At 70.3% G+C, this 22394-nt stretch carries 25 protein-coding genes; 8 read left to right on the top strand and 17 right to left on the bottom strand.

The genetic code is table 11. The features are described from left to right. Positions 1-482: 482 nt before the first annotated feature. The gene (locus LGR69_RS29045; protein ID WP_007558071.1) at positions 483-1004 is read right to left on the bottom strand and encodes a DUF2244 domain-containing protein; all 522 of its coding nucleotides are present in this window, start codon (positions 1002-1004) and stop codon (positions 483-485) included. A 20-nt stretch (positions 1005-1024) separates the two neighbouring features. Between LGR69_RS29045 and nth the strand changes: the two genes are divergently transcribed. Beyond that, a complete protein-coding gene (nth, locus tag LGR69_RS29040; protein WP_230368221.1) occupies positions 1025-1807 on the top strand; it encodes an endonuclease III in 783 nt (260 codons plus the stop codon). 220 nt (positions 1808-2027) lie between these two features. After that, complete coding sequence (purC, locus tag LGR69_RS29035) at positions 2028-2822, top strand: phosphoribosylaminoimidazolesuccinocarboxamide synthase (protein ID WP_007558076.1); 795 nt, start codon at positions 2028-2030, stop codon at positions 2820-2822. 58 nt (positions 2823-2880) lie between these two features. Here the strand turns inward: purC and LGR69_RS29030 are convergent, their stop codons facing one another. From LGR69_RS29030 to LGR69_RS29015, 4 genes are all read right to left on the bottom strand, one after another. Next, positions 2881-4500: a glycosyltransferase family 2 protein gene (locus LGR69_RS29030; RefSeq protein WP_230368220.1), complete on the bottom strand. Its 1620-nt coding sequence runs from the start codon at positions 4498-4500 to the stop codon at positions 2881-2883. A gap of 10 nt (positions 4501-4510) precedes the next feature. Then, on the bottom strand, positions 4511-6391 hold the full coding sequence (locus LGR69_RS29025; RefSeq protein WP_230368219.1) for a glycosyltransferase family 2 protein: 1881 nt from the start codon (positions 6389-6391) through the stop codon (positions 4511-4513). Between the two features lie 157 nt (positions 6392-6548). Continuing rightward, entirely contained in the window at positions 6549-7181 is a 633-nt protein-coding gene (locus LGR69_RS29020) for a hypothetical protein (protein WP_230368218.1), read from the bottom strand. A gap of 23 nt (positions 7182-7204) precedes the next feature. After that, positions 7205-7711: an invasion associated locus B family protein gene (locus LGR69_RS29015; protein WP_039901894.1), complete on the bottom strand. Its 507-nt coding sequence runs from the start codon at positions 7709-7711 to the stop codon at positions 7205-7207. Between the two features lie 224 nt (positions 7712-7935). Here LGR69_RS29015 and LGR69_RS29010 point away from each other — a divergent pair, with 224 nt between their 5' ends. Next, positions 7936-8310, top strand: a complete 375-nt coding sequence (locus LGR69_RS29010) for a hypothetical protein (protein ID WP_230368217.1) — start codon at positions 7936-7938, stop codon at positions 8308-8310. Between the two features lie 7 nt (positions 8311-8317). Here the strand turns inward: LGR69_RS29010 and LGR69_RS29005 are convergent, their stop codons facing one another. The 3 genes from LGR69_RS29005 to LGR69_RS28995 all read right to left on the bottom strand — a co-directional run bounded on the left by LGR69_RS29005 (position 8318) and on the right by LGR69_RS28995 (position 10013). Next, positions 8318-9052, bottom strand: coding sequence for a M48 family metallopeptidase (locus LGR69_RS29005; protein WP_230368216.1), 735 nt, complete (start codon positions 9050-9052; stop codon positions 8318-8320). Between the two features lie 98 nt (positions 9053-9150). Then, positions 9151-9693 (bottom strand): A24 family peptidase, encoded by a 543-nt coding sequence (locus LGR69_RS29000; protein WP_230368215.1) that lies wholly within the window; start codon positions 9691-9693, stop codon positions 9151-9153. A 146-nt stretch (positions 9694-9839) separates the two neighbouring features. Then, a complete protein-coding gene (locus LGR69_RS28995; RefSeq protein WP_007558091.1) occupies positions 9840-10013 on the bottom strand; it encodes a Flp family type IVb pilin in 174 nt (57 codons plus the stop codon). Between the two features lie 301 nt (positions 10014-10314). Here LGR69_RS28995 and LGR69_RS28990 point away from each other — a divergent pair, with 301 nt between their 5' ends. The 3 genes from LGR69_RS28990 (at position 10315) to LGR69_RS28980 (ending at position 12291) form a co-directional block, all read left to right on the top strand. Further along, entirely contained in the window at positions 10315-10809 is a 495-nt protein-coding gene (locus LGR69_RS28990) for a pilus assembly protein N-terminal domain-containing protein (protein ID WP_007558093.1), read from the top strand. 108 nt (positions 10810-10917) lie between these two features. Then, entirely contained in the window at positions 10918-11565 is a 648-nt protein-coding gene (locus LGR69_RS28985; RefSeq protein ID WP_230368213.1) for an RraA family protein, read from the top strand. Between the two features lie 51 nt (positions 11566-11616). Continuing rightward, positions 11617-12291, top strand: a complete 675-nt coding sequence (locus LGR69_RS28980) for a metallophosphoesterase family protein (RefSeq protein WP_230368211.1) — start codon at positions 11617-11619, stop codon at positions 12289-12291. A gap of 12 nt (positions 12292-12303) precedes the next feature. On the opposite strand, the gene LGR69_RS28975 is transcribed toward LGR69_RS28980, so the two are convergent. The 9 genes from LGR69_RS28975 to hemA all read right to left on the bottom strand — a co-directional run bounded on the left by LGR69_RS28975 (position 12304) and on the right by hemA (position 20459). After that, entirely contained in the window at positions 12304-13392 is a 1089-nt protein-coding gene (locus tag LGR69_RS28975) for a phytanoyl-CoA dioxygenase family protein (RefSeq protein WP_230368210.1), read from the bottom strand. A 121-nt stretch (positions 13393-13513) separates the two neighbouring features. Then, entirely contained in the window at positions 13514-13891 is a 378-nt protein-coding gene (locus LGR69_RS28970) for a DUF423 domain-containing protein (protein ID WP_230368209.1), read from the bottom strand. Next, positions 13888-14541, bottom strand: a complete 654-nt coding sequence (gene yihA / locus LGR69_RS28965; protein ID WP_230368208.1) for a ribosome biogenesis GTP-binding protein YihA/YsxC — start codon at positions 14539-14541, stop codon at positions 13888-13890. Before yihA ends, LGR69_RS28970 begins: the two co-directional genes overlap by 4 nt. 11 nt (positions 14542-14552) lie before the next feature. Further along, positions 14553-16409: a membrane protein insertase YidC gene (gene yidC / locus LGR69_RS28960; protein ID WP_230368207.1), complete on the bottom strand. Its 1857-nt coding sequence runs from the start codon at positions 16407-16409 to the stop codon at positions 14553-14555. After that, entirely contained in the window at positions 16399-17010 is a 612-nt protein-coding gene (gene rnpA / locus LGR69_RS28955; RefSeq protein ID WP_122161369.1) for a ribonuclease P protein component, read from the bottom strand. Before rnpA ends, yidC begins: the two co-directional genes overlap by 11 nt. 138 nt (positions 17011-17148) lie before the next feature. Further along, the gene (gene rpmH, locus LGR69_RS28950) at positions 17149-17283 is read right to left on the bottom strand and encodes a 50S ribosomal protein L34 (RefSeq protein WP_007558110.1); all 135 of its coding nucleotides are present in this window, start codon (positions 17281-17283) and stop codon (positions 17149-17151) included. A gap of 168 nt (positions 17284-17451) precedes the next feature. Further along, positions 17452-17997, bottom strand: a complete 546-nt coding sequence (locus LGR69_RS28945) for an adenine phosphoribosyltransferase (protein ID WP_007558111.1) — start codon at positions 17995-17997, stop codon at positions 17452-17454. An 81-nt stretch (positions 17998-18078) separates the two neighbouring features. Continuing rightward, positions 18079-18876 (bottom strand): inositol monophosphatase family protein, encoded by a 798-nt coding sequence (locus LGR69_RS28940; RefSeq protein WP_050733962.1) that lies wholly within the window; start codon positions 18874-18876, stop codon positions 18079-18081. 314 nt (positions 18877-19190) lie between these two features. Then, on the bottom strand, positions 19191-20459 hold the full coding sequence (gene hemA, locus LGR69_RS28935; protein ID WP_412768915.1) for a 5-aminolevulinate synthase: 1269 nt from the start codon (positions 20457-20459) through the stop codon (positions 19191-19193). A gap of 346 nt (positions 20460-20805) precedes the next feature. Between hemA and LGR69_RS28930 the strand changes: the two genes are divergently transcribed. Next, a complete protein-coding gene (locus LGR69_RS28930; protein WP_230368205.1) occupies positions 20806-20985 on the top strand; it encodes a hypothetical protein in 180 nt (59 codons plus the stop codon). Positions 20986-21070: 85 nt separating this feature from the next. Further along, positions 21071-22360, top strand: a complete 1290-nt coding sequence (gene murA / locus LGR69_RS28925; protein WP_007558115.1) for a UDP-N-acetylglucosamine 1-carboxyvinyltransferase — start codon at positions 21071-21073, stop codon at positions 22358-22360. Positions 22361-22394: the final 34 nt, after the last annotated feature.

The raw sequence follows: 22394 nt of genomic DNA, 5'->3' as shown, positions 1-22394 counted from the left end.
CCAGGGCACGAAGCCCCAGCCGCAAGGACAAACGCCGTCCGCGTCTCCCTTCCTCAAATCCAACAATGTCAAAGACCCGCGGCACCGGCAGAACCGGTATCGCTGCAGACGAGACTTCGATCCGGGCCGAGACCCCGATCCACCGCTTGTCCGACTTGGAGAACCGTGATACTGGCCAGACCGTCCGGTCGGCCGCCTCAGCGGTGGAGGGCGTTTAGAGCCCGCCGATCTCCCTGTCAACCCCGTCATTCAGCCCGCCGAAGCGGAGAAGACCTCAGGGTCGGCATCGAACAAAAACAGCAGACCGCCCGGCAAACCCGCCGGCCAATCGCCGATCCTGTCAGAAGATGCTTCAGCGCCCGGGCCACTTCCGCGGCCGGCGCCGATGGACAGCTCTATAGGCAGGTGAACCGGGGCCGTCAACCGGTTTGTTGCGGTGCGATCGTGGGCCTGGGTGAATCCGGAAAACCGGCGCGCAGCGTTCAGTAGCCCTTCTTCACCTGGGCCAGCGCACGGCCGAGGCCCTGGGCGATGCGTGCGCGCTCGTCCGGATCGGCATCGCGCGCGACCAGAGCTTGCTGTCGCCGCGACACCAGGGTGAGTCGCTGGAGCCCGTACTCGTCGTCCTCGACCGTCACGATCTTGGTCCAGAGCGGATTGAACCGCCATTCGTGCCGCTCGCCCGTGTAACTGACCCGGGCGAGCAGGATCTCGATCTGCGAGATCATCACCTCTTCGAAGGAGCGGCCGCGCCGGAAGCTCACCTTCAACGCCGCGTAGATCGCCAGCATGTCGAGGCCGAAGAACCCGGCCACCGGCCAGAACCCCATCCGCCAGGCCCAGACCGAGACGGTGAGCGAGACCAGGCAGCAACCGGTCATCACGATGCGGAAGCCGAGACGGCTCAGGGATTGATGCGGCCGGATGGTGGCGGAGAAAACCGGCCGGTCGATCGTGTCCGGGTCGAGCCCGTGCGGATGGACGGAAGGATTGCCGGTCGCCATGCGATCCATATAACGCGCCGATGCCCGCCAGAAAGCCTCCGCCCTCGGTTAACAGCCCCCCTCGACGGCGTGCCGCAGGCGGGACCGCGAAGGCCGCGGCGTCCGGGCGTCTTGGCGGACGGATCGGCCCGGCCCAGACCGCCCGAATCGAAACCGCGCCGGAGGCAGTCGATCCGGCGACGCTCACCGAGATCTTCCGGCGCTTCCACGCGGCCGAGCCGGAGCCGAAGGGCGAGCTGCGCTACGTCAACCCGTTTACCCTGCTGGTCGCCGTGGTCCTGTCGGCGCAGGCGACCGATCGCGGCGTCAACCTCGCCACCGGCCCGCTCTTCGCGGTGGCTGACACACCCGAGAAGATGCTGGCGCTCGGCGAGGAGACGGTCCGCGGCTTCATCCGCACGATCGGGCTGTTCAACACCAAGGCGAAGAACGTCATCGCGCTCTCGCGCATCCTGGTCGAGCAGCATGGCGGCGCGGTGCCGGCGAGCCTCGAGGCGCTGCAGGTGCTGCCCGGGGTCGGGGCGAAGACGGCGAGCGTCGTGCTGAACATCGCCTTCCAGGTGCCGCGGATCGCGGTCGACACCCATATCTTCCGGGTCTCGAATCGGATCCCGCTCTTCGTCGGAAGCACCACCGACAAGGTCCAGGCCGGGCTGGAGGCGATCGTGCCGGAGCCCTACCGGCTGCATGCCCATCACTGGCTGATCCTGCACGGCCGCTACACCTGCAAGGCGCGCAAGCCCGAATGCCCGCGCTGCCTCATCGCCGATCTCTGCCGATACCCGTCGAAGACCGCCGCGTGACGGCGTGATGGGCGAGGCGCGCAGGCGGTCGGCGGCACGTCCGGGCCCGCGCCCGCAATCCCGCCCTGCGGGCCAACGCGTTGTGCTGGAACCCCGGTTCGGCTAGTTTGAACGGCAGTAGCCGGGCCCTCGGGCAGAGGCCGTCCGGCTGCCCGACCTCAGCATCCGGTCGCCGCGCCGCGGATTCCTCCCAATCGTCGCGCATCAGGAGCCTCGGCCCATGGACTTCCTCAAACCACGGTACACGCCTATGAACCGCCGCCGTCGCATCTACGAGGGCAAGGCGAAGGTCCTCTACGAGGGGCCCGAGCCCGGGACGCTCATCCAGCACTTCAAGGATGACGCCACGGCCTTCAACGCGAAGAAGCACGAGATCATCGACGGCAAGGGCGTGCTGAACAACCGGATCTCGGAATTCGTGTTCCAGCACCTCAACGACATCGGCGTGCCGACGCACTTCATCCGCCGGCTGAACATGCGCGAGCAGCTGATCCGGGAGGTCGAGATCATCCCGCTCGAGGTGGTGGTGCGCAACGTCGCGGCGGGCTCGCTGGCGACCCGGCTGGGCCTGGAGGAAGGCACCCAGCTGCCGCGCTCGATCATCGAGTTCTACTACAAGAACGACGCGCTCAACGACCCGATGGTGTCGGAGGAGCACATCACCGCGTTCGGCTGGGCGACGCCCCAGGAGATCGACGACATCATGGCGCTGGCGATCCGCGTCAACGACTTCCTGTCGGGGCTCTTCCTCGGCGTCGGCATCCGGCTCGTGGACTTCAAGATCGAGACCGGCCGCCTGTGGGAAGGCGACATGATGCGCATCGTCGTGGCCGATGAGATCTCCCCGGATTCGTGCCGGCTGTGGGACATCAAGTCCTCGGATAAGCTCGACAAGGACCGGTTCCGCAAGGATCTGGGCGGCCTGATCGAGGCCTATACGGAAGTCGCCAAGCGGCTCGGGATCATGTCGGAGAACGAGAAGGTCCAGGGCGGCGGCCCGCGCCTCGTCCAGTAGGCCGGGCCTCGCGCCTCGCCCGACCCGGAAGCCGGCGGGCACCTTTCGGGACGATGCTCTAGGCGGGCGGGCGTCGCACCGGTGCCGGACCCGCTTCCGGAAACCCCGGGCGCAGGCGTGCGTGGGTCGAGAGATCCGAGTCGAAGCCCGGGTGATAATGGGGGTCCTGCACCAGCAGCGGCCCCCATCGCTTTTTGAGCGCCGCGATCTCGCGCTCGTGGCGGGCGCGGGCCTCCCGGGTCCAGCGGCGGCTCGCCGATTCGCGGTGATGCAGCACCGCCCCGGGCACCAGCAGCGTATGGTGACCTGCCGCGTTCAGGCGCAGGCACAGGTCGACATCGTTGAAATCGACCGCGAAATCCGCATCGTCGAAGCCCCCGACCGCCCGGAATTTTCGGGTCTCGACCATCAGGCAGGCGGCGGTGACCGCGGACACCGCGTGGGTCGCGCGCAGGCCCGCGAGATAACCCGGGGCGTCCCCGGGGAAGTGGCGGTGCGCGTGCGTGACCAGGCCGCCGGTGCCCAGCACGATGCCGCCGTGCTGGATCCGACCCTCGCCGTCGAGGAGCCGGGCGCCGACCGCGCCGATCTCCGGACGCAGGGCCTCCCGGGCCATCCGGGCGAGCCAATCCGGCCGGAACGCCTCGACGTCGTTGTTGACGAAGACCAGCAGCGCACCGCGGGCGCGGGCGGCGGCGGCATTGTTCATCGCGGCGAAGTTGAACGGCCCGGGACAGGGCACGACGCCCCCCCTCCCCTCACGCTCGAGGTTTTGCAGGAAGGCCAGCGTCTCGGGCTCGCGGCTGTCGTTATCGCAGACCAGGATCTCGAGGTTCGGCCAGTCGGTGCAGGTCGCGAGGCTGTCGAGGCAGGGGCGGAGCAGGTCGAGCCGGTCGCGGGTCGGCACGATGACGCTCACCAGGGGTCGCGGATCGGGCAAAGGGTGCTCGACCTGCAGGAGGCCGTGCTCGTCGACGACGGTGCGGCTCGCGGCCTGGCCCGACCGGTCGAGGTGGCGGCGCAGGGCGTCGCGATGGCGGTGCCGCCCCCCCTCCCCTGCCGGCGACACGGTGTCGGCCGGGTCGCCGCGCCGGATCGCGAGGATCTCGGGCAGGTGGCCGATCGTGCGGGCGCCGTACCGCTCGGCGATCTGGAACGCGGCGTCGGCGGGCCCGCTCGGCTGCGTCTCCGGCGCCAGGGCTCCCGGACGGCAGGCCAGCAGGGGCTCGAGATAATCGACAGCGGCCAGCAGGTCGGCGTCGAAGACCGGCGGGAGCAGCGGCCGCACCGGGCCGCGCGCGCGGTCCTGAATCAGCGCATCGCCGTAGACCGCCTGGAGTTCGAGATCGGCCGCGAAGGCGGCGGCGATGCGCGCGGCCGCGCCCGGGACGAGGACGCCGTCGCCGAACACCCGGATGGCGTCGCGCGGCGGGGACGGCGCGGGCGGGAAGCGATCGAGGATGCCCGCCGGGAGCGCGATCCGGTGGTCGATCCCGACCAGGGCCGCCAGCTTCTGGCGCGCGCGCAGGCGTCGGCCCTGGAGCCGCGCGAGCAGGATCTCTCCCGTCGCCCGGGGGCGGCCGAGAAGATGGCGCAGCGCAGCGAGCATCGCGCGGCCGGGGCGGCGCGGGATGCCGAGATGCAGCGTCTCCGCAAGCTCCGGCGCAGGCCGTTTCATGGCCGCCGCATCATTCGAGATCCTCGCCGAAGGTCGTGAGCGACAGGGCGGGATGGTAATACGGATCGTGGCGGATCACATCGCGCCAGCGCTCGGAGAACCGGGCGGCCTCCTGCTCGAAACGGGCGCGCTTGGCCCCGACCGACGGCCCCCGGCTGACGGATTCGAGATGGGCCAGGGTGGCGGACGGGGTCCAGATCGTCTTCCAGCCGGCGGCGCCCAGCCGCAGGCAGAAATCGACATCGTTGAAATCCACCGGGAAGGATTCGGCATCGAAGCCGCCGACCGCCAGGTACTTGTCGCGCGATACGGCGAGGCAGGCGGCGGTTACGGCCGAGACCTCGTGGGCCACGCGCAGGCGGCCGAGATGGCCCGGTGTATCGCCGGGACGCCGCCGCAGGATATGGCCGGCGCGCCCGCCGAGGCCGACCACCACCCCGGCATGCTGCAGGGTGCCGTCCGCGTAGAGGAGCTTTGCGCCGACGGCCCCGACCTCCGGGCGGCCGGCCTGGCGGACCATCGCGTCGAGCCAGCCGGGGTCCAGAACCGCCACATCGTTGTTGAGCAGCACCACGATCGCGCCGGTCGCGGCGGCGACGCCGTCATTGACCATGGCGGCGAAGTTGAAGGGTCGCGGGTCGATCAGGATCCGGACCCGGGGGTCCCGGCGCAGCTTTTCGTAATGCGCCAGCACGGTCGGATCGGTGGAGCCGTTATCGACGATGATCAGCTCGAGATCGGCATAGGCGGTCTCGTGCAGCACGCCGCGGCAGACCCGCTCGATCAGGTCGAGGCGGTCGCGCGACGGGATCACGATGCTGGCCCTCGGGGCGGGGCTCGGCAGCGGCCAGTCGAGCTGGATCGCGCCGTTGCGGAAGGTGGCCCGGACCGGGGCGGCCAGCCCCTCGAGGCGGGCAGCGAGCGCCCGCGCACGCGCCGGCGGATCGAGGACATCGCTTGTCGTGCGGGCGAGGACGCGCGGGACATGGGCGCCGCGCGCGCCGGCAACGATCGCCGCGGCCTCGATCGCCAGGGCCGCCTCGGCCATGGATCCGAGCGGCTGGGACGGCAGCCGGTCGAGCAACGTGCGCGCGAACAGGGGCGCGCCGCTCGCGTAGCCGGTGGCGAGGGCGAGATCCGGGCTCCAATCCGGCTTGAGCCGCGGCAGGTCCTCGGGGCCGAGTTCGTCGCCGTAGGCGAGATCCACCCCCGCCAGGGCCGGCGCCAGCAGCGCGAGCGCGTCGGGGGTCGGGATGTCGCCGGCCCGGAGCAGGCATAGGGCGTCGGCCCCGGCGATCAGGTCGGCCGCGGTGGCGCGATCGTCCCAGATCTGATGCGCGGCCCGGGGATCCGGCGATGCGGGGCGGGCATCCTCCCAGGCGACGCCGATGCTATGGGCCGGGTGGCCCTGCACGGCCAGCGCGTCGACGGTCGCGGCAAGCGCCGCCGCCTCGCCGGATCGGGTCAGGACGAGGCAGCGGATCCGCAGATCGGTCGGAACGGCGCGGGCCGGGCGGTCCCGCGATGCCGCCCAGGACCGGTACTGCGTCAGCGGCGTCACCGCGCAGGCGCCGCGCAGCGTATCGCGGTAGCGCCGCTCGGACCCGCGCGCGCGTTCGTAGAGCGCCGAGACGAACCGCCAGGGCCGGCGCAAGAGGCATTGGGCGAGCACGGAGACCTCGCGCCGAGCCCCGACCCGCTCCAGCGCGAAGCCGGGGCCGGCCGACAGGCGGATCTCCCGCGCATCCGGGGGGATCAGGCCGAGCCAGTGGGCGTAGCCGTGCGCGGCGCCCGGCAGGACGAAATCCTGCGGCGCGCCGTCGGCCCCGCGCAGGACCCGCAGGATCGGCCGGCGGGGTACGGCACCCGGATCGCCGGCATAGCTCAGCACGATCCAGCCGGCCGGGTTGTCGGGCAGGACGAGGCGGCGATCGAAGACGGGATCGTCGGCCGGCTCCAGCCGGAAGCGCGTCGCGCGGCCGAGCCAGGGCGCGCCGTGTCCGGCTTTCCCCGTCAGCGCGATCGGATCGACAAGACGCGCCGCGGCATCACTGGGCAGCGTCGCCTCCGCTGGCGGGCTCCGCGGCGACCGCCGGCTTCTTGCGCCGCGGCTTCGCGGCGGCCTTGCCGCCGGCGGTCCTGCCGCTGCCGACGCCGACGGTGATGTCGTAATCCTCTGCCGCGGCCGGCGGGACCGTGAGCTCCTCGGCCACGATGGTGGCGAAGCCCTGCGCCTCGCCCGGGCCGACGACCACGCTGGAATGCTCGACGCGGCTCGCGAGCACCTTGCCCTCGTGGCGGATCTGGATCGTCACCGGCACGTCGAACCGGCCGGGGGCGCCCTTCGGGCCGAGCAGGACATTGGCCTCGACCCCGACCTTGACGGTGACCGAGCCGTCCGGGCGCCGGGTGCATTCCCGGGCGAGACGGCCGACCGAGAACTGGGTCCGCACGTCGCTTCCGGCAAGGATGCGATAGGCCGCGCCGTTCTCGGCCACCTCGACCGGCGGACAATAGGGCGGATCGAGGCTCTGGGCCTGCGACGGCGGCACGGTCGTGCCGCCGAACTTGAACAGGTTGGAGAGGACGTTGCCCTCCTCCGCGCGAGCCGGGCCCGCGGCCAGCGAACCGGCGAGGATCAGGCCGCACAGGCCCAGAAACAGGTCACGACCTCCGATCATCGCGCGGCTCCCGAGCGGCATCGTCATTTCAAGCTGTCGAACCCGGCCGCGAAGCCTTTCATCGAGAGCGGAATGCCGACGCCTTCCTCGGGCGTCTGGAACACGATGAAGGTCGCCTGCGTGCCGCCCTTGAACTGGCGGATCAAGCCGTCATCCATCACCACCTCGGCCACGCAACCGGTGGTGAGGCAGCGCACGAAGCCGGCCCGGCCGACATCGGTCTGGTCGATCTTCAGGCCGAGGCCGGAGGGAAGGAGCACGCCCAGCGGCGCCACCACGCGCAGCAGATAGCCGCGGTTGTCGGCGGTCTTCAGGACGATCACCACCAGGGTGAGGTTGGGGCGATCCTCCGCGGCCAGATACTGCACGAGCGCGCATTGCTCGGCCTTGGCGCCGGCCGGCGTCTCGCAGCGCAGCTGCCAGTCGTCGAAGGTCTTGCGCACCATGCCCTGGGCGGCGGCCGGCCCGGCGGAGGCGAGCCCCAGGGCGGACAGGGCGAGGGATACCGGCAGCGCGACGCGCCGGACCACGCGCCGAAAACGATCGAGCCTCGCGTGAAGCGGCACCACCGAACCCTTCGGAACGCCACCGCCGAGGACCGGCGGGGCCGTAAAATCGCGGGTGTTCCGACCATGGTCAGCCCCGCGCTGTCAAGCGATGCCGGCTCCAGTGTTGCCCCTGGGCGCTACCCGGGGGTTGCAGAACGACCTAAATGAAGGTCGCTTTTCCTCCAGCGCAGGATCCTGAAGCTGTGATGCGCCTGTTCGCCCTCTCGGCCGCCTGCTTGCTGGCCACCCTCGCGCAGGCCGGGGCGCAGTCGCTTCCGGTCTCCGAGACCACCTACGTGGAACGCTCCCTCAACCGATCCGACACGCTGGTCGTCGAGCATCCGCCGGTGGCGGTGAACCCGTATGGCCGCCGCAACGGTCAGGCCGCGATCGCCGGCTATTGCCGCGAGGGCGGCCTGGTGCGGCGCCGCGACGCCTTCGGCAACCCGGTGATCATCCGCCAGCGCGAGGTCTGCGACAGCGTGGCCCCGCGCACGCTCGAGCCGGGCCATGTCGATCCGCGGCCGTCCTGGCCGGCCGAGACCGTCACCCGCCAGAAGGTTCTGCGCGCCAAGGGCTGAGGCCCGATCAGCCGTAGCGGTGCAGGCTGGTGCCGTTGCGCTTCAGCCACGCCTCGGCGGCGTCGACGTTCGAGCACAGGCCGCGCAGCAGCGCCCAGTATTGGGCCGAGTGGTTCATCTCGCGCAGATGCGCCATCTCGTGGGCGACGAGGTAATCGAGCACCATCGGGGGCGCCAGGATCAGGCGCCACGAGAAGTTCAGCTCGCCCCGGGCCGTGCAGGAGCCCCAGCGGCTGCGTGTGTCCCGCAGGGTGATGCGCACCGGCCTCTGGCCGAGCAGCGGCGCGTAGCGCTCCACGGCCTCGAGGAGGTCCCGCCGCGCCTCCCGGGTCAGGTAGTCCCGGATCCGGCGCGGGACATGCGCGGGATCGCAGGAAACTGAGAGCACCGGATCCCCCTCCCCCGCCTCGACGCGCACCGTCCCGCTGCGGGTGTCGCGCAGATGCACGCGATGCGGCTCGCCGCGCAGGGGCAGGATCGCGTCCGGGACGAACAGGACCCGCTCGGGCACGCGGGCGAGGCGCGCCGCGATCCAGCCGGCATGGCTGGTGGCGAAGCGCTGGGCCGTGTTCACCGCGGTGCGGCTCGGCAGGGTGATCACGACCTCGCCGGTGGCGGCCGAGACCCGCAGGGTGATCCGGCGCGCGGTCGGCCGCCGACGCAGCGCGATCTGGAAGCTGGCTCCCTCGTGCTGGACCTCGAGGTGGCCGGGATCGGGGCGACGCAGCAGCGCGAACGACATGGCTCCGTTCTAGCCGGCCCCGGACCGGGGCTCCAGATCCCGTCGCCGGGAATCGCTCCGGTTGGCGCGTGCTGGCCGGTGCGTGCGGCGCGGCTGCGTCAGCCGGCGAGCGCCCGGGTCCAGATCTCGGTGTCGGGCATGACGAGGAGCGCGGCGGCAGCCAGCGCGATCCCGTAGGGGATGCCGGTCTTGGCGTCGTGAAGATGCAGCGCGAAGGGCAGCCGGGCGACGCGCATCGGCAGCGGGTAGGCGCGCGCGGCCAGGATCGCCAGCGTCAGGGCGCCGCCGAAGATGGAGGCGACCAGGAGATAATCGCCCAGGCCCTCGAAGCCGAGCCAGAGCGCGGTGGCGGCGGCGAGCTTCGCGTCGCCACCACCGATCACCCCGAAGGCGAACAGCGTGAAGGTTCCAGCCAGGACGGCGGCGCCGGCCCCGAGATGGAGGCCGATCTCGGGCCAGCTCATCGGCCCGGTCAGGGCGAGCAGGGCGAAACCCGCCACCAGAGCCAACGAGATCCGGTTCGGGATCAGCATCGTCAGCAGGTCGCTCGCGGCCGCGTAGGCCATCAGGAACGGGAACAGCACCATGAGGCCGAAGCCCGCCGTGCCGAGGCTCGCGATCGCCGATCCTGCGCCAACCATCTCGGGTCCAACCCTATCCATGCCTGCCCGGTACGCGGCTCGGGATCGAGGCCGCCGCCGAACGGCGAATCCGGCCGGCCGAGGCTCCCTCGCGCCACGCGACGGAGCCTCGGACCTGCCGCAGATCCTGACCGCTCGGACGTCGATTACTGGGTGGCGGTCAGGTTGCCGGAGATGGCGCTGAACTTGGCGGACAGCGAGGTGCCGACGGTCTTCAGCGCACCGATGATCACGACGGCGATCAGGGCGGCGATCATGCCGTACTCGATCGCGGTGGCGCCGGACTCGTCCGAGGCGAAGCGCGAGAACAGGGTCTTCATAGGAGGCGATCCTTCGAACAAGAACTTGTAACGTGAAGCTTGTGAGATGACCGACGAAGATTTCTACGTCCCGATCGGCGGCCGCTGCAGACTGTTCGATACGCCTTGAAAATCGGTTAAATCACGCCTGGATCAAAGTTCGCGCCGGTCCGTCTGCGAGCTTAGTGAAGGATCAGTTTCGCCGCCGCTCGACATGCCGCGGCATTACTCATGCTTAGCGGTTCCTTCACCGATCCCGGGCTAGCGCTACAGCTTCAGGCGCCGCCTCGCGCGGGCGCCGGTCGCTTCCGAGAACCGCCCGATGCGCCGCACCCTGTCGAATGGGGCCCGAGCCGGCCTCGTCCTCCTGCTAACGGGCGCGTCGGTCGCGGCTGCTCAGCCGGAGCCGCTGCCGATCGTCACCGTGCTGGTGGACAACGCCAAGGTGATCCGCCTGCCGGAAAAGACCGCGACCGTCATCGTCGGCAACCCGATCATCGCCGAGGTCACGCCGCAGAAGAACGGCGTGCTCGTGCTCACCGGCAAGAGCTTCGGCTCGACCAACCTGATCGCGCTCGATACCGGCGGCAGCCTGATCGCCGAGACGATGATCCGGGTCGAGGCATCGCGGGATACGACCATCACGGTCCAGCGCGGCCTCGACCGGGAATCGCTCTCCTGCACCCCGAATTGCCAGCCGGCGGTGCAGCTCGGCGATTCGGCGAATTACTTCGGGACGACCAGCGGCCAGGCCGATGCCCGCCGTAGGCTGGCCACCGGCGGCGGCGCCGGCGCCCCCCAGGCCGCCGAGCATTGACGGCACCGAACGCGACACCGCGCGGATCCTGAGGCAAGATCCGCCCCGGTGCGGCCCCGACGCGATCCGGCCGGATCCTGCGGCGCGCCGTCAGCGAGGTCCCCGCCGATGCCCGGCATCACGCACAATCCGCCGCCGCCCGCCGTCGATCCCGACCTGCTCGCCGCATTCCAGGACGTCGCCACGGCGACGATCAGCGATTGCCTCGACCGGATGCCGGTCCTGCTCGGCTTGCGCGCCTTCCACCGGCGGGGCCGGCTGCTCGGAACGGCCTTCACGGTACAGGTGCGGGCCGGCGACAACCTCGCGATCCACCAGGCGCTGGAGCAGGCCCGTCGCGGAGACGTGATCGTTATCGATGGCGGCGGCGATACGAGCCGGGCGCTGGTGGGCGACGTGATGAAGGCGATCGCGGAGAGCCGCGGCGTAGCCGGCTTCGTGGTGGACGGGGCCGTGCGCGACACTGACGCCTTCGCCGAGTCGGATTTCCCCTGCTACGCCCGCGCCGCGATTCCGAGGGGCCCGTTCAAGACCGGGCCCGGCGCGACCAACCTGCCGGTGTCCATCGGCGGCTGGACCGTGAACCCGGGCGACGTGGTCGTGGGCGATGCGGACGGCGTCGTGACCTTCCCGCCCGCGCTCGCGCCCGGCCTGATCGAGGCCGTGCGTGCGCAGGTGGCCCGGGAGAGCGAGGTGCTCGCGCAGATCCGGGCGGGCCGGTACGACGGTCGCTACGCCCGGGAGGCGAAGGGCTGAGGATCCGCCCTCACGCCTTGCGCGCGCGACGTCTCCTGTGGACGATGGCGCATGGAGTCCCAGACCCTCACCTACGCCATCGGCGACGTGCATGGCCGCGCCGACCTGCTGGATACGTTGCTGGAGCGGATCGCCGCCCATGCCGGGGACCGCGCCCACCGCCTGGTCTTCCTGGGCGACTATGTCGACCGCGGCCCCGACAGCGCCGCGGTGCTGCGCACCATCAGCCGCCTGAACTGGGCCGAGCCCGAGCGCGTCATCTGCCTCATGGGCAACCACGAGCGCATGCTGCTTGACGCGCTCCTGTCGCCGGATGCGGCCCGGCACTGGCTCTATTGCGGCGGCGACGCCACGCTCGACTCGTTCGGGGCGCGGGATCTCACCGGCCTGCCGCGCGACACCCTCGACTGGATCGAGGCGCTGCCGACCCTGCACGGGGACGCGGCGCGCTGGTACGTCCATGCCGGCCTGCGCCCCGGCACCGCGGCGGCGGATTCGGACGTTCATGACCGCCTGTGGATCCGCGAGCCGTTCCTCGAGGGGGATCACGATTTCGGCCGGCACGTGGTCCACGGCCACACGCCCCAGCGCAGCGGCCGTCCGGAGGTGCGCCCGTTCCGGACGAATCTCGACACCGCCGCGGTCTATGGCGGCGCGCTCACCGCCGGCGTCTTCTCCGAGGCGCAGGGGCCGGCGCTAGAATTCCTGTCGGTGCGCGCGGCCTGAATTCCGGGCCGGCTACGACGTGATCTTCTGGCGCACCGCGATATCGGGGCTCGACGCGCCGCAAGTCGGCAGGCTCTCGACCGGGCCGTGGACCGCCGACGTGCTCGACGAGAGGTCGTGGTAGCAGATGCAGCCTTCGGCGAAATAATGGTGCACCAGCGCCTTGCGCGAATGGCGCAGGTCGTTGCGGGCCGATCCGCCGTGCAGGAGATTGGCGTGCCAGAACAGCACGTCGCCCTTGCGGGCCAGGAAGTGCTGCGGCTGGGCGCCGTGATCGGCGATCTCGCGCTTGATCGCGGGCTCGTAGCGCTCCGCATAGGCCGAGTAGCCGCGCTCGCGGAAATCGTCGGTCGAGATGCCGACGTCGTGGCTGAACAGGTACGGCAGGCGGTGGGTGCCCGGATAATAGACCAGCGGCCCGCAATCGGCGTGGATGTCCTCCATGGCGATCCAGCAGGCCGCGAGATAGCCGAGCGGATAGGTGGTCATGTGGATCGAATCCGAGTGCTCGGATTGCTGGCTGCCCTTGTGCGAGGCGATGGTCTGGAACGGGATCGCGGGGCGACCCAGAACCATGCTGCTGAAATTGACCAGCACCGGGTGCTTGAGCAGCTGGTCGAGCTCCTCGACCTTCAGGTGCGGGTTGAGGTAGCGGCCCGGATGGGGATCGTCCGCCGCGGCCTTCTCGGGCGCCAGGGTCAGGTCGCCTCGGGCGATCGCGGCCTCGTAGGCGGCCCAGGCCTCGTCGATCGTGTCGGGGTCGATCGCCCCGCGGGCGACGTAGTAGCCATGCTCGGTCCAGTAGCGGCAGATCTCGGCCTGCTTGGCGGTGATCTCGCCGCGGGCGACGCGCCGCGCGATGGTTTCCAGCGCGTCGGGTCGGTCGAGCCACGGGCTCGGTCCCGATTCCGGAAAGTTCTCGGCGCGGAAGACCTTGATGCAGCCGATATCGACCGGGATGTCGGCGTCGACCGCGTAGGATCGGGGCGGCGGCGATACGGGGGCGACCGGCAGCGCCTCGTCGCGTCCGAGGGTGAGGTTGCGCGCCGCGGTACCCCAGCTGCGCGCGAGCGTCTTCACCCGCGAGAGTCCGTTCGCCACGTTCCGCCCCCTGGTCCTCATCCCATGCGCAGCGAAGGGAGCGGGGGAATGCGGTGTTCCTAAGGCACATCACGATGGCGTGACATGCGTCCCGCCTCCGTTGTTACCCGGCGTGATGGGGCTAGCGCCGACCGGGAATCAGGGCGCCGATTGCCCCCAGGAGCCAGCCGCCCATCAGGGCGAAGCCGCCGATGGGGGCGGCCATGGGGAAGAGCGGCTGCTGCAGCCAGGTCCGCACCGAGAGGTCGCCGCAGAACAGGATCAGGCCGAGGACGAGCAGCCCGGACGCGCCGCGGGCGAGCGCCGGCCGTGCCAGACCGAGGAGGCCGAGACCCGTGAGCCCGAGGATCGCCGGAGCGTGGAACAGCAGGAACTGGGCCGCGGTCTTGAGCGAATCCGCGCCGGGAATATGGGCCGCCGCCGCGCTGAGCGCGACGCCGAGCAGCCCCGCCAGGCAGGCCAGCGCCACGAGCGCCCGGTCGAGTCCCGAGACCCTCATGCGCCGCGCTCGACCAGCAGCTTGGCGATCGCCGCGCGAAGCTCCGGCACGCCGAGATCATCGCGGCTGGAGGTGAGGATGACCTGCGGGAAGGCCGCCGGCCGCTTGGCCAGACCCGCCTGGATGCCGGCGATCCGGCTCTCGATCTCGCCCTTCTTCAATGAGTCGCCCTTGGTGAGGACCACCTGGTAGCTCACCGCGGCCTTGTCGAGCCCGTCGAGCACGTCGGTGTCGATCGACTTGAAGCCATGGCGGGCGTCGATCAACATGAACACCCGGGCGAGGTTGGCCCGGCCCTTCAGGTAGGCGTGGATCAACTTGGTCCAGGCCTCGACCTTGGCCTTCTCCACCGCCGCGTAGCCGTAGCCCGGCATGTCGACGAGGGAGAGCCGATCGCCGATCCGGAAGAAGTTGAGCTGCTGGGTCCGCCCCGGCGTGTGGGAGGTGCGCGCCAGGGTGTTGCGGCCGGTCAGCGCGTTGATCAGGCTCGACTTGCCGACATTCGAGCGCCCCGCGAACGCGATCTCGACGCCCTCCATGGGCGGGATGCGGTCGAGGACCTGGGCAGCCGCGTAGAAGTCGGCCGCGCCGGCAAACAGCAGGCGGCCGGCCTCCAGGAGGTCGGCCGCGTCGTCGTTGGTCTCGGTCACGGCTTTCCTTGTCAGCCCTTGGTGGCCGCCGCCTTGGTGCCGCCGCGCCGGAACGTGGTCCGCAGGTTGTCCCACAGCTCCACCTTCACGCCGTTGCGACGCATGATGACGTATTGCTGGATCACCGACAGGGTGTTGTTCCAGGCCCAGTAGATCACCAGGCCGGCGGGGAACGAGCCCAGCATGAAGGTGAACACGATCGGCATGAAGGTGAAGATCTGCGCCTGGACCGGGTCCGGCGGCGCGGGGTTCATCTTCATCTGCACGAACATGGTCACGCCCATGATCAGCGGCCAGACGCCGAGATGGACAAAATCCGGCGCCGGGAAGGGCAGCAGGCCGAACAGGTTGAGGATGCTCGTCGGATCCGGCGCCGCGAGATCGTGGATCCAGCCGAAGAACGGCGCGTGGCGCATCTCGATGGTGATGAACAGGACCTTGTAGAGCGCGAAGAAGACCGGGATCTGGATCAGCACCGGCCAGCAGCCGGCGACCGGATTGATCTTTTCCTTCTTGTACAGCTCCATCGTGGCCTGCTGCTGCTTCAGGCGATCGTCCTTGTAGCGCTCCCGGATGGCGGCCATCTCGGGCTGCACGGCCTTCATCTTGGCCATGGACACGTAGGAGCGGTTGGCGATCGGCAGGAACAGCAGCTTCAGGCAGAAGGTGACCACCAGGATCGAGACGCCGAAATTGCCGAACAGGTGGAAGAAGAAGTCCAGCGCCCGGAACATCGGCTTGGTGATGAAGAAGAACCAGCCCCAATCGATCATCAGATCGAAGTGCTTGATGCCGAGGTCCTTCTCGTAGTTGTTGATCAGGTTCACTTCCTTGGCGCCGGCGAACAGGCGCTGGGTCGTGGTGGCCGAGGCGCCGGCTTCCAGGTTCACGGCATCGCCGCGGATGCTCGCCTGGTAGACGTTGGTGGCGCCGTCGGTGCGGTCGGTGAAGGCGCCGGTATAGGGCGCGTTCTGGTCGCCGGGCATCACGGCCGCGGCCCAGTACTTGTCGGTGATGCCGACGAAGCCGCCGCTCACGCCGTTCCAGGCGTGGCCCTTGGTGTTGGCGCCGCCATAGGCGCCCTCCTTGGCGAGCTTGTCGTAGGTGAATTCCTGCAGGCCCTCGTTGCCGAGATAGCCGATCATGCCCTCGTGCAGGACGTAGTAGCCCTGGGTGTGCGGCTTACCCCAGCGGGAGACGAGGCTGTACGGGTAGAGCGTCACCGCGCCCGAGCCCTTGTTCTCGACCTCCTCGCGGACGGTGAACATGTACTTGTCGTCGACCGCGATGATGCGCTTGAAGACGAGGCCGGCGCCGTTGTCCCAGGTCAGGGTCACGGGCATGCCGGGGGAGAGCGTCTTGCCGTCGCTGGTCCAGAGGGTCTCGCTGCCGGGCAGCGGCCCGGCATTGGCGCCGACCCAGCCGAACTCGGCGTAGTACGGCGCCTCGCTGCCGGCCGGGGAGAACAGCACGATCTCCGGGCTCTTCGGGTCCACGGTCTCGTGGTAGTTCTTCAGCGACACGTCGTCGACGCGGCCGCCCTTGAGGGCGATCGAGCCGCTGAGCGCCGGGGTCTCGATGCGGATGCGCGGCGAGCGGGCGAGCGCGGCCTCGCGGGAGACCGGGCCGCCCTGGCCGGGAACCGTGCCGGGCACCGGCGCGGCCGGGCCGCCCTCCTTGGGCGAGGGCGACGGCACGCCCTCCGGGGTCACGCCCGGCGGCTGCTGTTGTTGCTGCGCGGCCTTGTTCTGCGCCTCGATCAGGCGCTGCTGCTCCACCCGCGGGCCGGCCACGAAGTACTGCCAGCCGAGCAGCACCAGCAGCGACAGGCCGATGGCCACGAACATGTTCGTCTTGTCATTGCCCATCGGGGACACCGCCGCACGCGTTCGGAGTGGCAACAGGAGCGGCACCGGCCCGATCGGGCCCGCGCGCATCCGTGATTCGGGAGTCTCTGGCATCGCCCGACGACGGATCGCGACCCGATGCGCCGGAGGATGCAGGCTGCGCGGGCGCCCGGCCCGCATCGCGCTGGAGAGGTGTGGTCTTGGACGGCCGGCCGCCAGACTTGCTGCCAGACTTGCCGCCGGATCTCGCACCGGGCGGCCGCGGCGTGGCCGGGCGCGTCACGGTCGGGATGGCGCGACGCAGATCCTCGGCCAGGGCCTCGAAGGGCGCAGTCAAGGCTGGACGCCGGGCGATCAGCACGATGTCGGCGGGCAGCCCGGCCAGTTCGCCCGGGAGATCGGGCGCGACAAGGCTCACGGCCGCGCGCAGGCGCCGCCGGATGCGGTTGCGCTCGACCGCATGGCCGACGCGCTTCGTGATGGTGAAGCCGAGCCTCAGCCCGTCCGCGGCCTGCGGATCACGCAGGCGGCCCTGGGCGGTCATGCGCTCGGTATGGAAGCGGCGCCCCTCGGCTGTCGCCAGGAAGTCGGGCCGCTTCTTCAGCCGCTCGATCGTCGCCATCGATGGTTCGATCCCGGCCGATCTCATCCTGTGTGCTGCATGACGCGTTCGGAAAACCGGGTTTCACGTTTCCGCGTCATGCTCACGCCTCGCAGCGCGGCTGCCTGAGCAGGGCCGCGCCGGCGAGGATCCGCCGACTCAGGCCGACAGGCGCTTGCGACCGTGGGCGCGACGGCGCGCGATCACCTTGCGACCACCTGCGGTGGCCATGCGCGCACGGAAACCGTGACGACGCTTACGGACGAGCTTGCTCGGCTGGTAGGTTCTCTTCATGGCACAGAGCCTTCAAAGGTCGAGGCGCGCTCGCGGGCGGCTGATGCCGCACCCGACCTTCACGCGTCCTGGTTGTCTGCAAACACGAAGGGCGCCCATGCGGGGCGCCACGTCGCGAGTGGCGGGCTTATGGCGGATGGGTCCCGCGAAGTCAACGTTTCGTCGACGTCAATGACCCTCGAACTGCATCAGGGCGCGCACTTCGACGCCCATGTCGCGCAGGCGCTGCGCCCCGCCGATATCGGGCAGGTCGATCACGAAGCAGGCCGCCACGATCTCGGCGCCGATCTGCCGGAGCAGGTTCACGGCCGCCGTGGCGGTCCCGCCGGTGGCGATCAGGTCATCGACCAGCAGCACCTTGTCGCCGGGCTTCACGGCGTCGACGTGGATCTCGATCTCGTCGGTGCCGTATTCGAGGGCGTAGGCCATCGAGACGGTCTTGTGGGGCAGCTTGCCCTTCTTGCGGATCGGCACGAAGCCGCAGGACAGCTGGTGTGCGATGGCGCCGCCCAGGATGAAGCCCCGCGCCTCGATGCCGGCGACCTGATCGATTCGCCCGCCGGCATAGGGATGGACCAGCGCGTCCACCGCCCGCCGGAAGGCGCGCGGGTCGCTGAGCAGCGTGGTGATATCGCGGAAGATGATGCCGGGCTTCGGGTAGTCGGGAATCGAGCGAATCGAATCCTTCAGCGCGACGTGGCGGCGGGCTTCCATGGGTTCGGGCCTTCCGTGGGGGACGGCGCGCTTAAAGCAGATGCCCCGGTCCCTGACCAGTTTCGCGGGCTCTTGCGGCGATCAGGCCGCCTGCACCTTCTTGAGCAGGGCGAGCAGCTCCCGGTGCAGCACCTCGTTGCCGCAGGCCACCGAGCGGGCGGCGAGCGGCTCGGCCGCCCCGTCCGCCGAGGTGACGTAGCCGCCGGATTCGCGCACCAGGATGACGCCCGCGGCGAAATCGTAGGTCTGGAGGTCGCGCTCCCAGTAGCCGTCGAGGCGGCCGCAGGCGACGTAGGCGAGGTCGAGGGCCGCCGAGCCCATCCGCCTCGTGCCGCCGGCCACCGCCATCACGGCGCCGAGCTCGCGCAGCAGGCGCGGATGGCTGCCGCGGCCGAGATAGGGCGTGCCGTAGCCGACCAGCGCGTCGGCCATGTCCTGCCGGCCCGAGACCCGCAGGCGGCGGTTGTTGAGATAGGCGCCCTTGCCGCGCTCGGCGACGAACAGCTCGTCCTTGATCGGATCGAAGATCACGCCGGCCACGATCTGGCCCTCGCGCTCGAGCCCGACCGAGATCGCGAAATGCGGCACGCCGTGCAGGAAGTTCGAGGTGCCGTCGAGCGGGTCGACGTGCCAGGTGTGGCTCTTGTCGGTGCCCTCGATGATGCCGTTCTCCTCCAGCACCAGGCTGTAGCCGGGACGGGCCTTCATCAGGGCGTCGCGCAGGGTCTCCTCGGCCTTCCGGTCCGCGGCCGAGACGAAGTCGCCCGGGCCCTTCCGCGAGACCTGAAGGTTCTCGACCTCGCCGAAATCGCGGCGCAGGCCGCGGGCGGCCTTGCGCACGGCGTCGACCATCACGGTCATGAGCGGAGAGGAGATCATTGGTCCGGGACTTTTCGGGGAATGGAGGTTGGCGCCGTGGTTACAGGCCGGCGCCGGAAAAGACGAGCCTGCCGGGGACGGGCAAGCCCGGCGGATTGTGGCCGGGGCTTCCGAAGCAGGCCGATCGACGCCGACGCGCGCCATCCCCTCCCCCCTGCGGGGGCGGGCGGCCCCTGCGACAGCAGAGGTCGGGAGAGGGGAACCCGGCGCCCGGAAGAGTCGGCGTGGGCGTGACGGCGCAGCCTCATTCTGCACTGCCGCTCCCCTCCCCCGCAGAGGGGGCGGAGCGGCGCGCGAGGCCGGCCGCAGAAAACCTACTCGGCCGCCTCGACGAACACCGTCCCGGCGCGCGGCAGGTCCAGGGTTTCCCAGGTCTCGGCCAGCGCTGCGGCGAGGCGGGCGATATGGGCCGCGTCGTGGAACGGCGACGGGGTGATGCGCAGGCGCTCGGTGCCGCGCGGGACCGTCGGGTAGTTGATCGGCTGGATGTAGATCGCGTGGCGCTCCAGCAGGTGGTCGGCGGCCGCCTTGCACAGCTCCGCGTCCCCGACCATCACCGGCACGATATGCGTCTCGGTCTCCAGCACCGGCAGGCCGGCCTCGGTCAGCGCCGCCTTGGTGGCGGCGGCCTGGGCCTGGTGCGCCTCGCGCTCGGTATTCGAGCGCTTCAGGTAGCGGACCGAAGCCCGGGCGGCCGCGGCCACGGCCGGCGGCAGCGCGGCGGTGAAGATGAAGCCGGGGGCGAAGCTGCGCACCGCGTCGCAGATCGCAGCCGAGGCGGTGATGTAGCCGCCGACGCAGCCGAAGCCCTTGGCGAGCGTCCCCTCGATCACGTCGACCCGGTGCATCACGCCGTCGCGCTCGGAGATGCCGCCGCCGCGGGGCCCGTAGAGGCCGACCGCGTGGACCTCGTCCAGGTAGGTCATCGCCCCGTAGGTGTCGGCGAGGTCGCAGATCTTGCCGATCGGCGCGATGTCGCCGTCCATCGAGTAGACCGACTCGAACACGATCAGCTTCGGCCGGTCGCCGGCCGCGCGGAGCAGCTCCTCGAGGTGCTGCAGATCGTTGTGGCGAAAGATCTTCTTGTCGCAGCCGGAATGGCGGACGCCCTCGATCATCGAGTTGTGGTTGAAGGCGTCGGACAGGATCAGGCAGTTCGGGATCAGCTTGGCGATCGTCGAGATGCCGGCCTGGTTCGAGACGTAGCCCGAGGTGAAGACGAGGCCGGCCTCCTTGCCGTGCAGGTCGGCGAGCTCGCGCTCGAGATCGACGAGCGGCGAGTTGTTGCCGGCGATGTTGCGCGTGCCGCCCGCGCCGACGCCGCAGCGCGCGGCGGTGTCGGTCATCGCGGAGACGACCTCTCTGTGCTGGCCCATGCCGAGATAATCGTTGGAGCACCACACGGTGATCTCGGTGGTCTTGCCGTCGGGCTTACGCCACTTGGCGGTCGGGAACCGGCCGGAGATCCGCTCGATATCGGCGAAGACACGGTAGCGCCGCTCGCCGTGGAGCTGGTCCAGGGCGCCCCGGAAATACCGCTCGTAGCCAGAGCCGGCGCGCGTCGAGCCCGCTTGGGCGAGCATCGTGCTGGGCATCCGGGTGACGGTCATCGAGCGTCCTTCGCGTGTTCGGCCGTGCGGGCGGTGCCGGCACGGCACCCAAGTCCCGCGATCGAGGTACGGCCTCGGTCCAGTCCTTCGCGTGAGAGGCGCAAGATACGCGCGGATCTGGAACTGGTTCAAGGTAAGGTTCCGACATCTCTGCCCTGCGCCCGTTGAGAGGCCAGGACGAACCCGCTAGCCTCACGGCCGCTCGCGACCCACCCGAACACGGCTCCAGATCCTTGAGCATCCCCTCGTCTTGCTGCCGAATGGCCTGCCCCGGTGCGGGATCGCGCACCTCAAGCCTGCGGCGACGAAGGGTCGCGCGATGAGCGAGACCAAGGATGCCCGCACCGAGCGCCTGAAGGCGGCGCTTCGCGAGAATCTGCGGCGGCGCAAGGCCCAGGGTCGCGGCCGCGCCGAAACGGGGCCGTCGCCCGGGGCGGGAGAGTCCGAACCCAGCGAAACCGATTCTCGCGGTCCAGATTCCGACAAAACCGGTCTATAGGGGACGGCCAAGCCTGGGCGCCGCGGCGTCCACCAGGAGAACGGCCGGCCGCGCGCCAGGGAGGTGCGCCGCCCGAGGACACACGATGGACCGCATTCACATCACCGGCGGCGCGCCTCTCAACGGCGTGATCCCGATCTCGGGCGCCAAGAACGCGGCGCTGCCGCTGATGATCGCGAGCCTGCTCACCGGCGAGACGCTGGAGCTGATCAACGTCCCCCGCCTCGCCGACATCTCGGCGCTGACGCGGATCCTGGGCAATCACGGCGTCGACCACATGGTCGTCGGCAAGCGTCCCGGGCAGACCACCGAGACCGGCCAGACGATCCGCCTCACCGCCTCGAACGTCATCGACACCACCGCGCCCTACGACCTGGTCTCGACCATGCGGGCGAGCTTCTGGGTGGTGGCGCCCCTGCTCGCGCGCTTCGGCGAGGCCAAGGTCTCGCTGCCGGGCGGCTGCGCGATCGGGACCCGGCCGGTGGACCTGCTGATCATGGCCCTGGAGAAGCTCGGGGCCGAGATCGAGATCGACGCCGGCTACGTGGTCGCCCGCACCAAGAACGGCCTGCGCGGGGCCGAGGTGAATTTCCCCAAGGTCACGGTCGGCGGCACGCATGTGGCCCTGATGGCGGCCTCGCTGGCCTACGGCACCACGGTGATCGAGAACGCCGCCCGGGAGCCCGAGGTGGTCGATCTGGCCGAATGCCTGAACAAGATGGGCGCCAAGATCCGCGGCGCCGGCACGCCCCGGATCGAGATCGAGGGCGTCGCCCGGCTGAACGGCGCCCGTCACGAGGTGCTGCCCGACCGGATCGAGACCGGCACCTACGCCATGGCGGTGGCGATGACCGGCGGCGACGTGATCCTCAAGGACACCCGGGCCGAATTGCTGCATTCGGCGCTCGACGTGCTGTCCACCACGGGGGCCGAGATCAGCCAGGTCGAGGGCGGGATCCGGGTGCGCCGCAACGGCGGCGGGATCGCGGCGGTGGACGTGACCACCGACCCGTTCCCGGGCTTCCCCACCGACCTCCAGGCGCAGTTCATGGCGCTGATGACGCTCGCCAAGGGCCAGTCGCATATCCGCGAGACGATCTTCGAGAACCGGTTCATGCACGTGCAGGAGCTGGCCCGCCTCGGCGCGAAGATCCGGCTCGAGGGCGACCTCGCGATCGTCGAGGGCGTCGAGCGCCTCAAGGGCGCGCCCGTGATGGCGACCGACCTGCGCGCCTCGGTCTCCCTGGTGATCGCCGGCCTCGCCGCCGAGGGCGAGACCCAGATCAACCGGGTCTATCACCTCGACCGCGGCTTCGAGGCCCTGGAGGCCAAGCTCGGGCGCTGCGGCGCACAGATCGAGCGGGTGCGGGCGTAGGCCTGGCACCTGCCGATCGCGCTGCTGGCGGCGC

The sequence above is a fragment of the Methylobacterium brachiatum genome, from assembly GCF_020523825.1.
Taxonomy (GTDB): domain Bacteria; phylum Pseudomonadota; class Alphaproteobacteria; order Rhizobiales; family Beijerinckiaceae; genus Methylobacterium; species Methylobacterium brachiatum.
The sequence above is the reverse complement of the archived record's forward strand: the minus strand, read 5'-3'. Positions and strand labels throughout refer to the sequence as shown.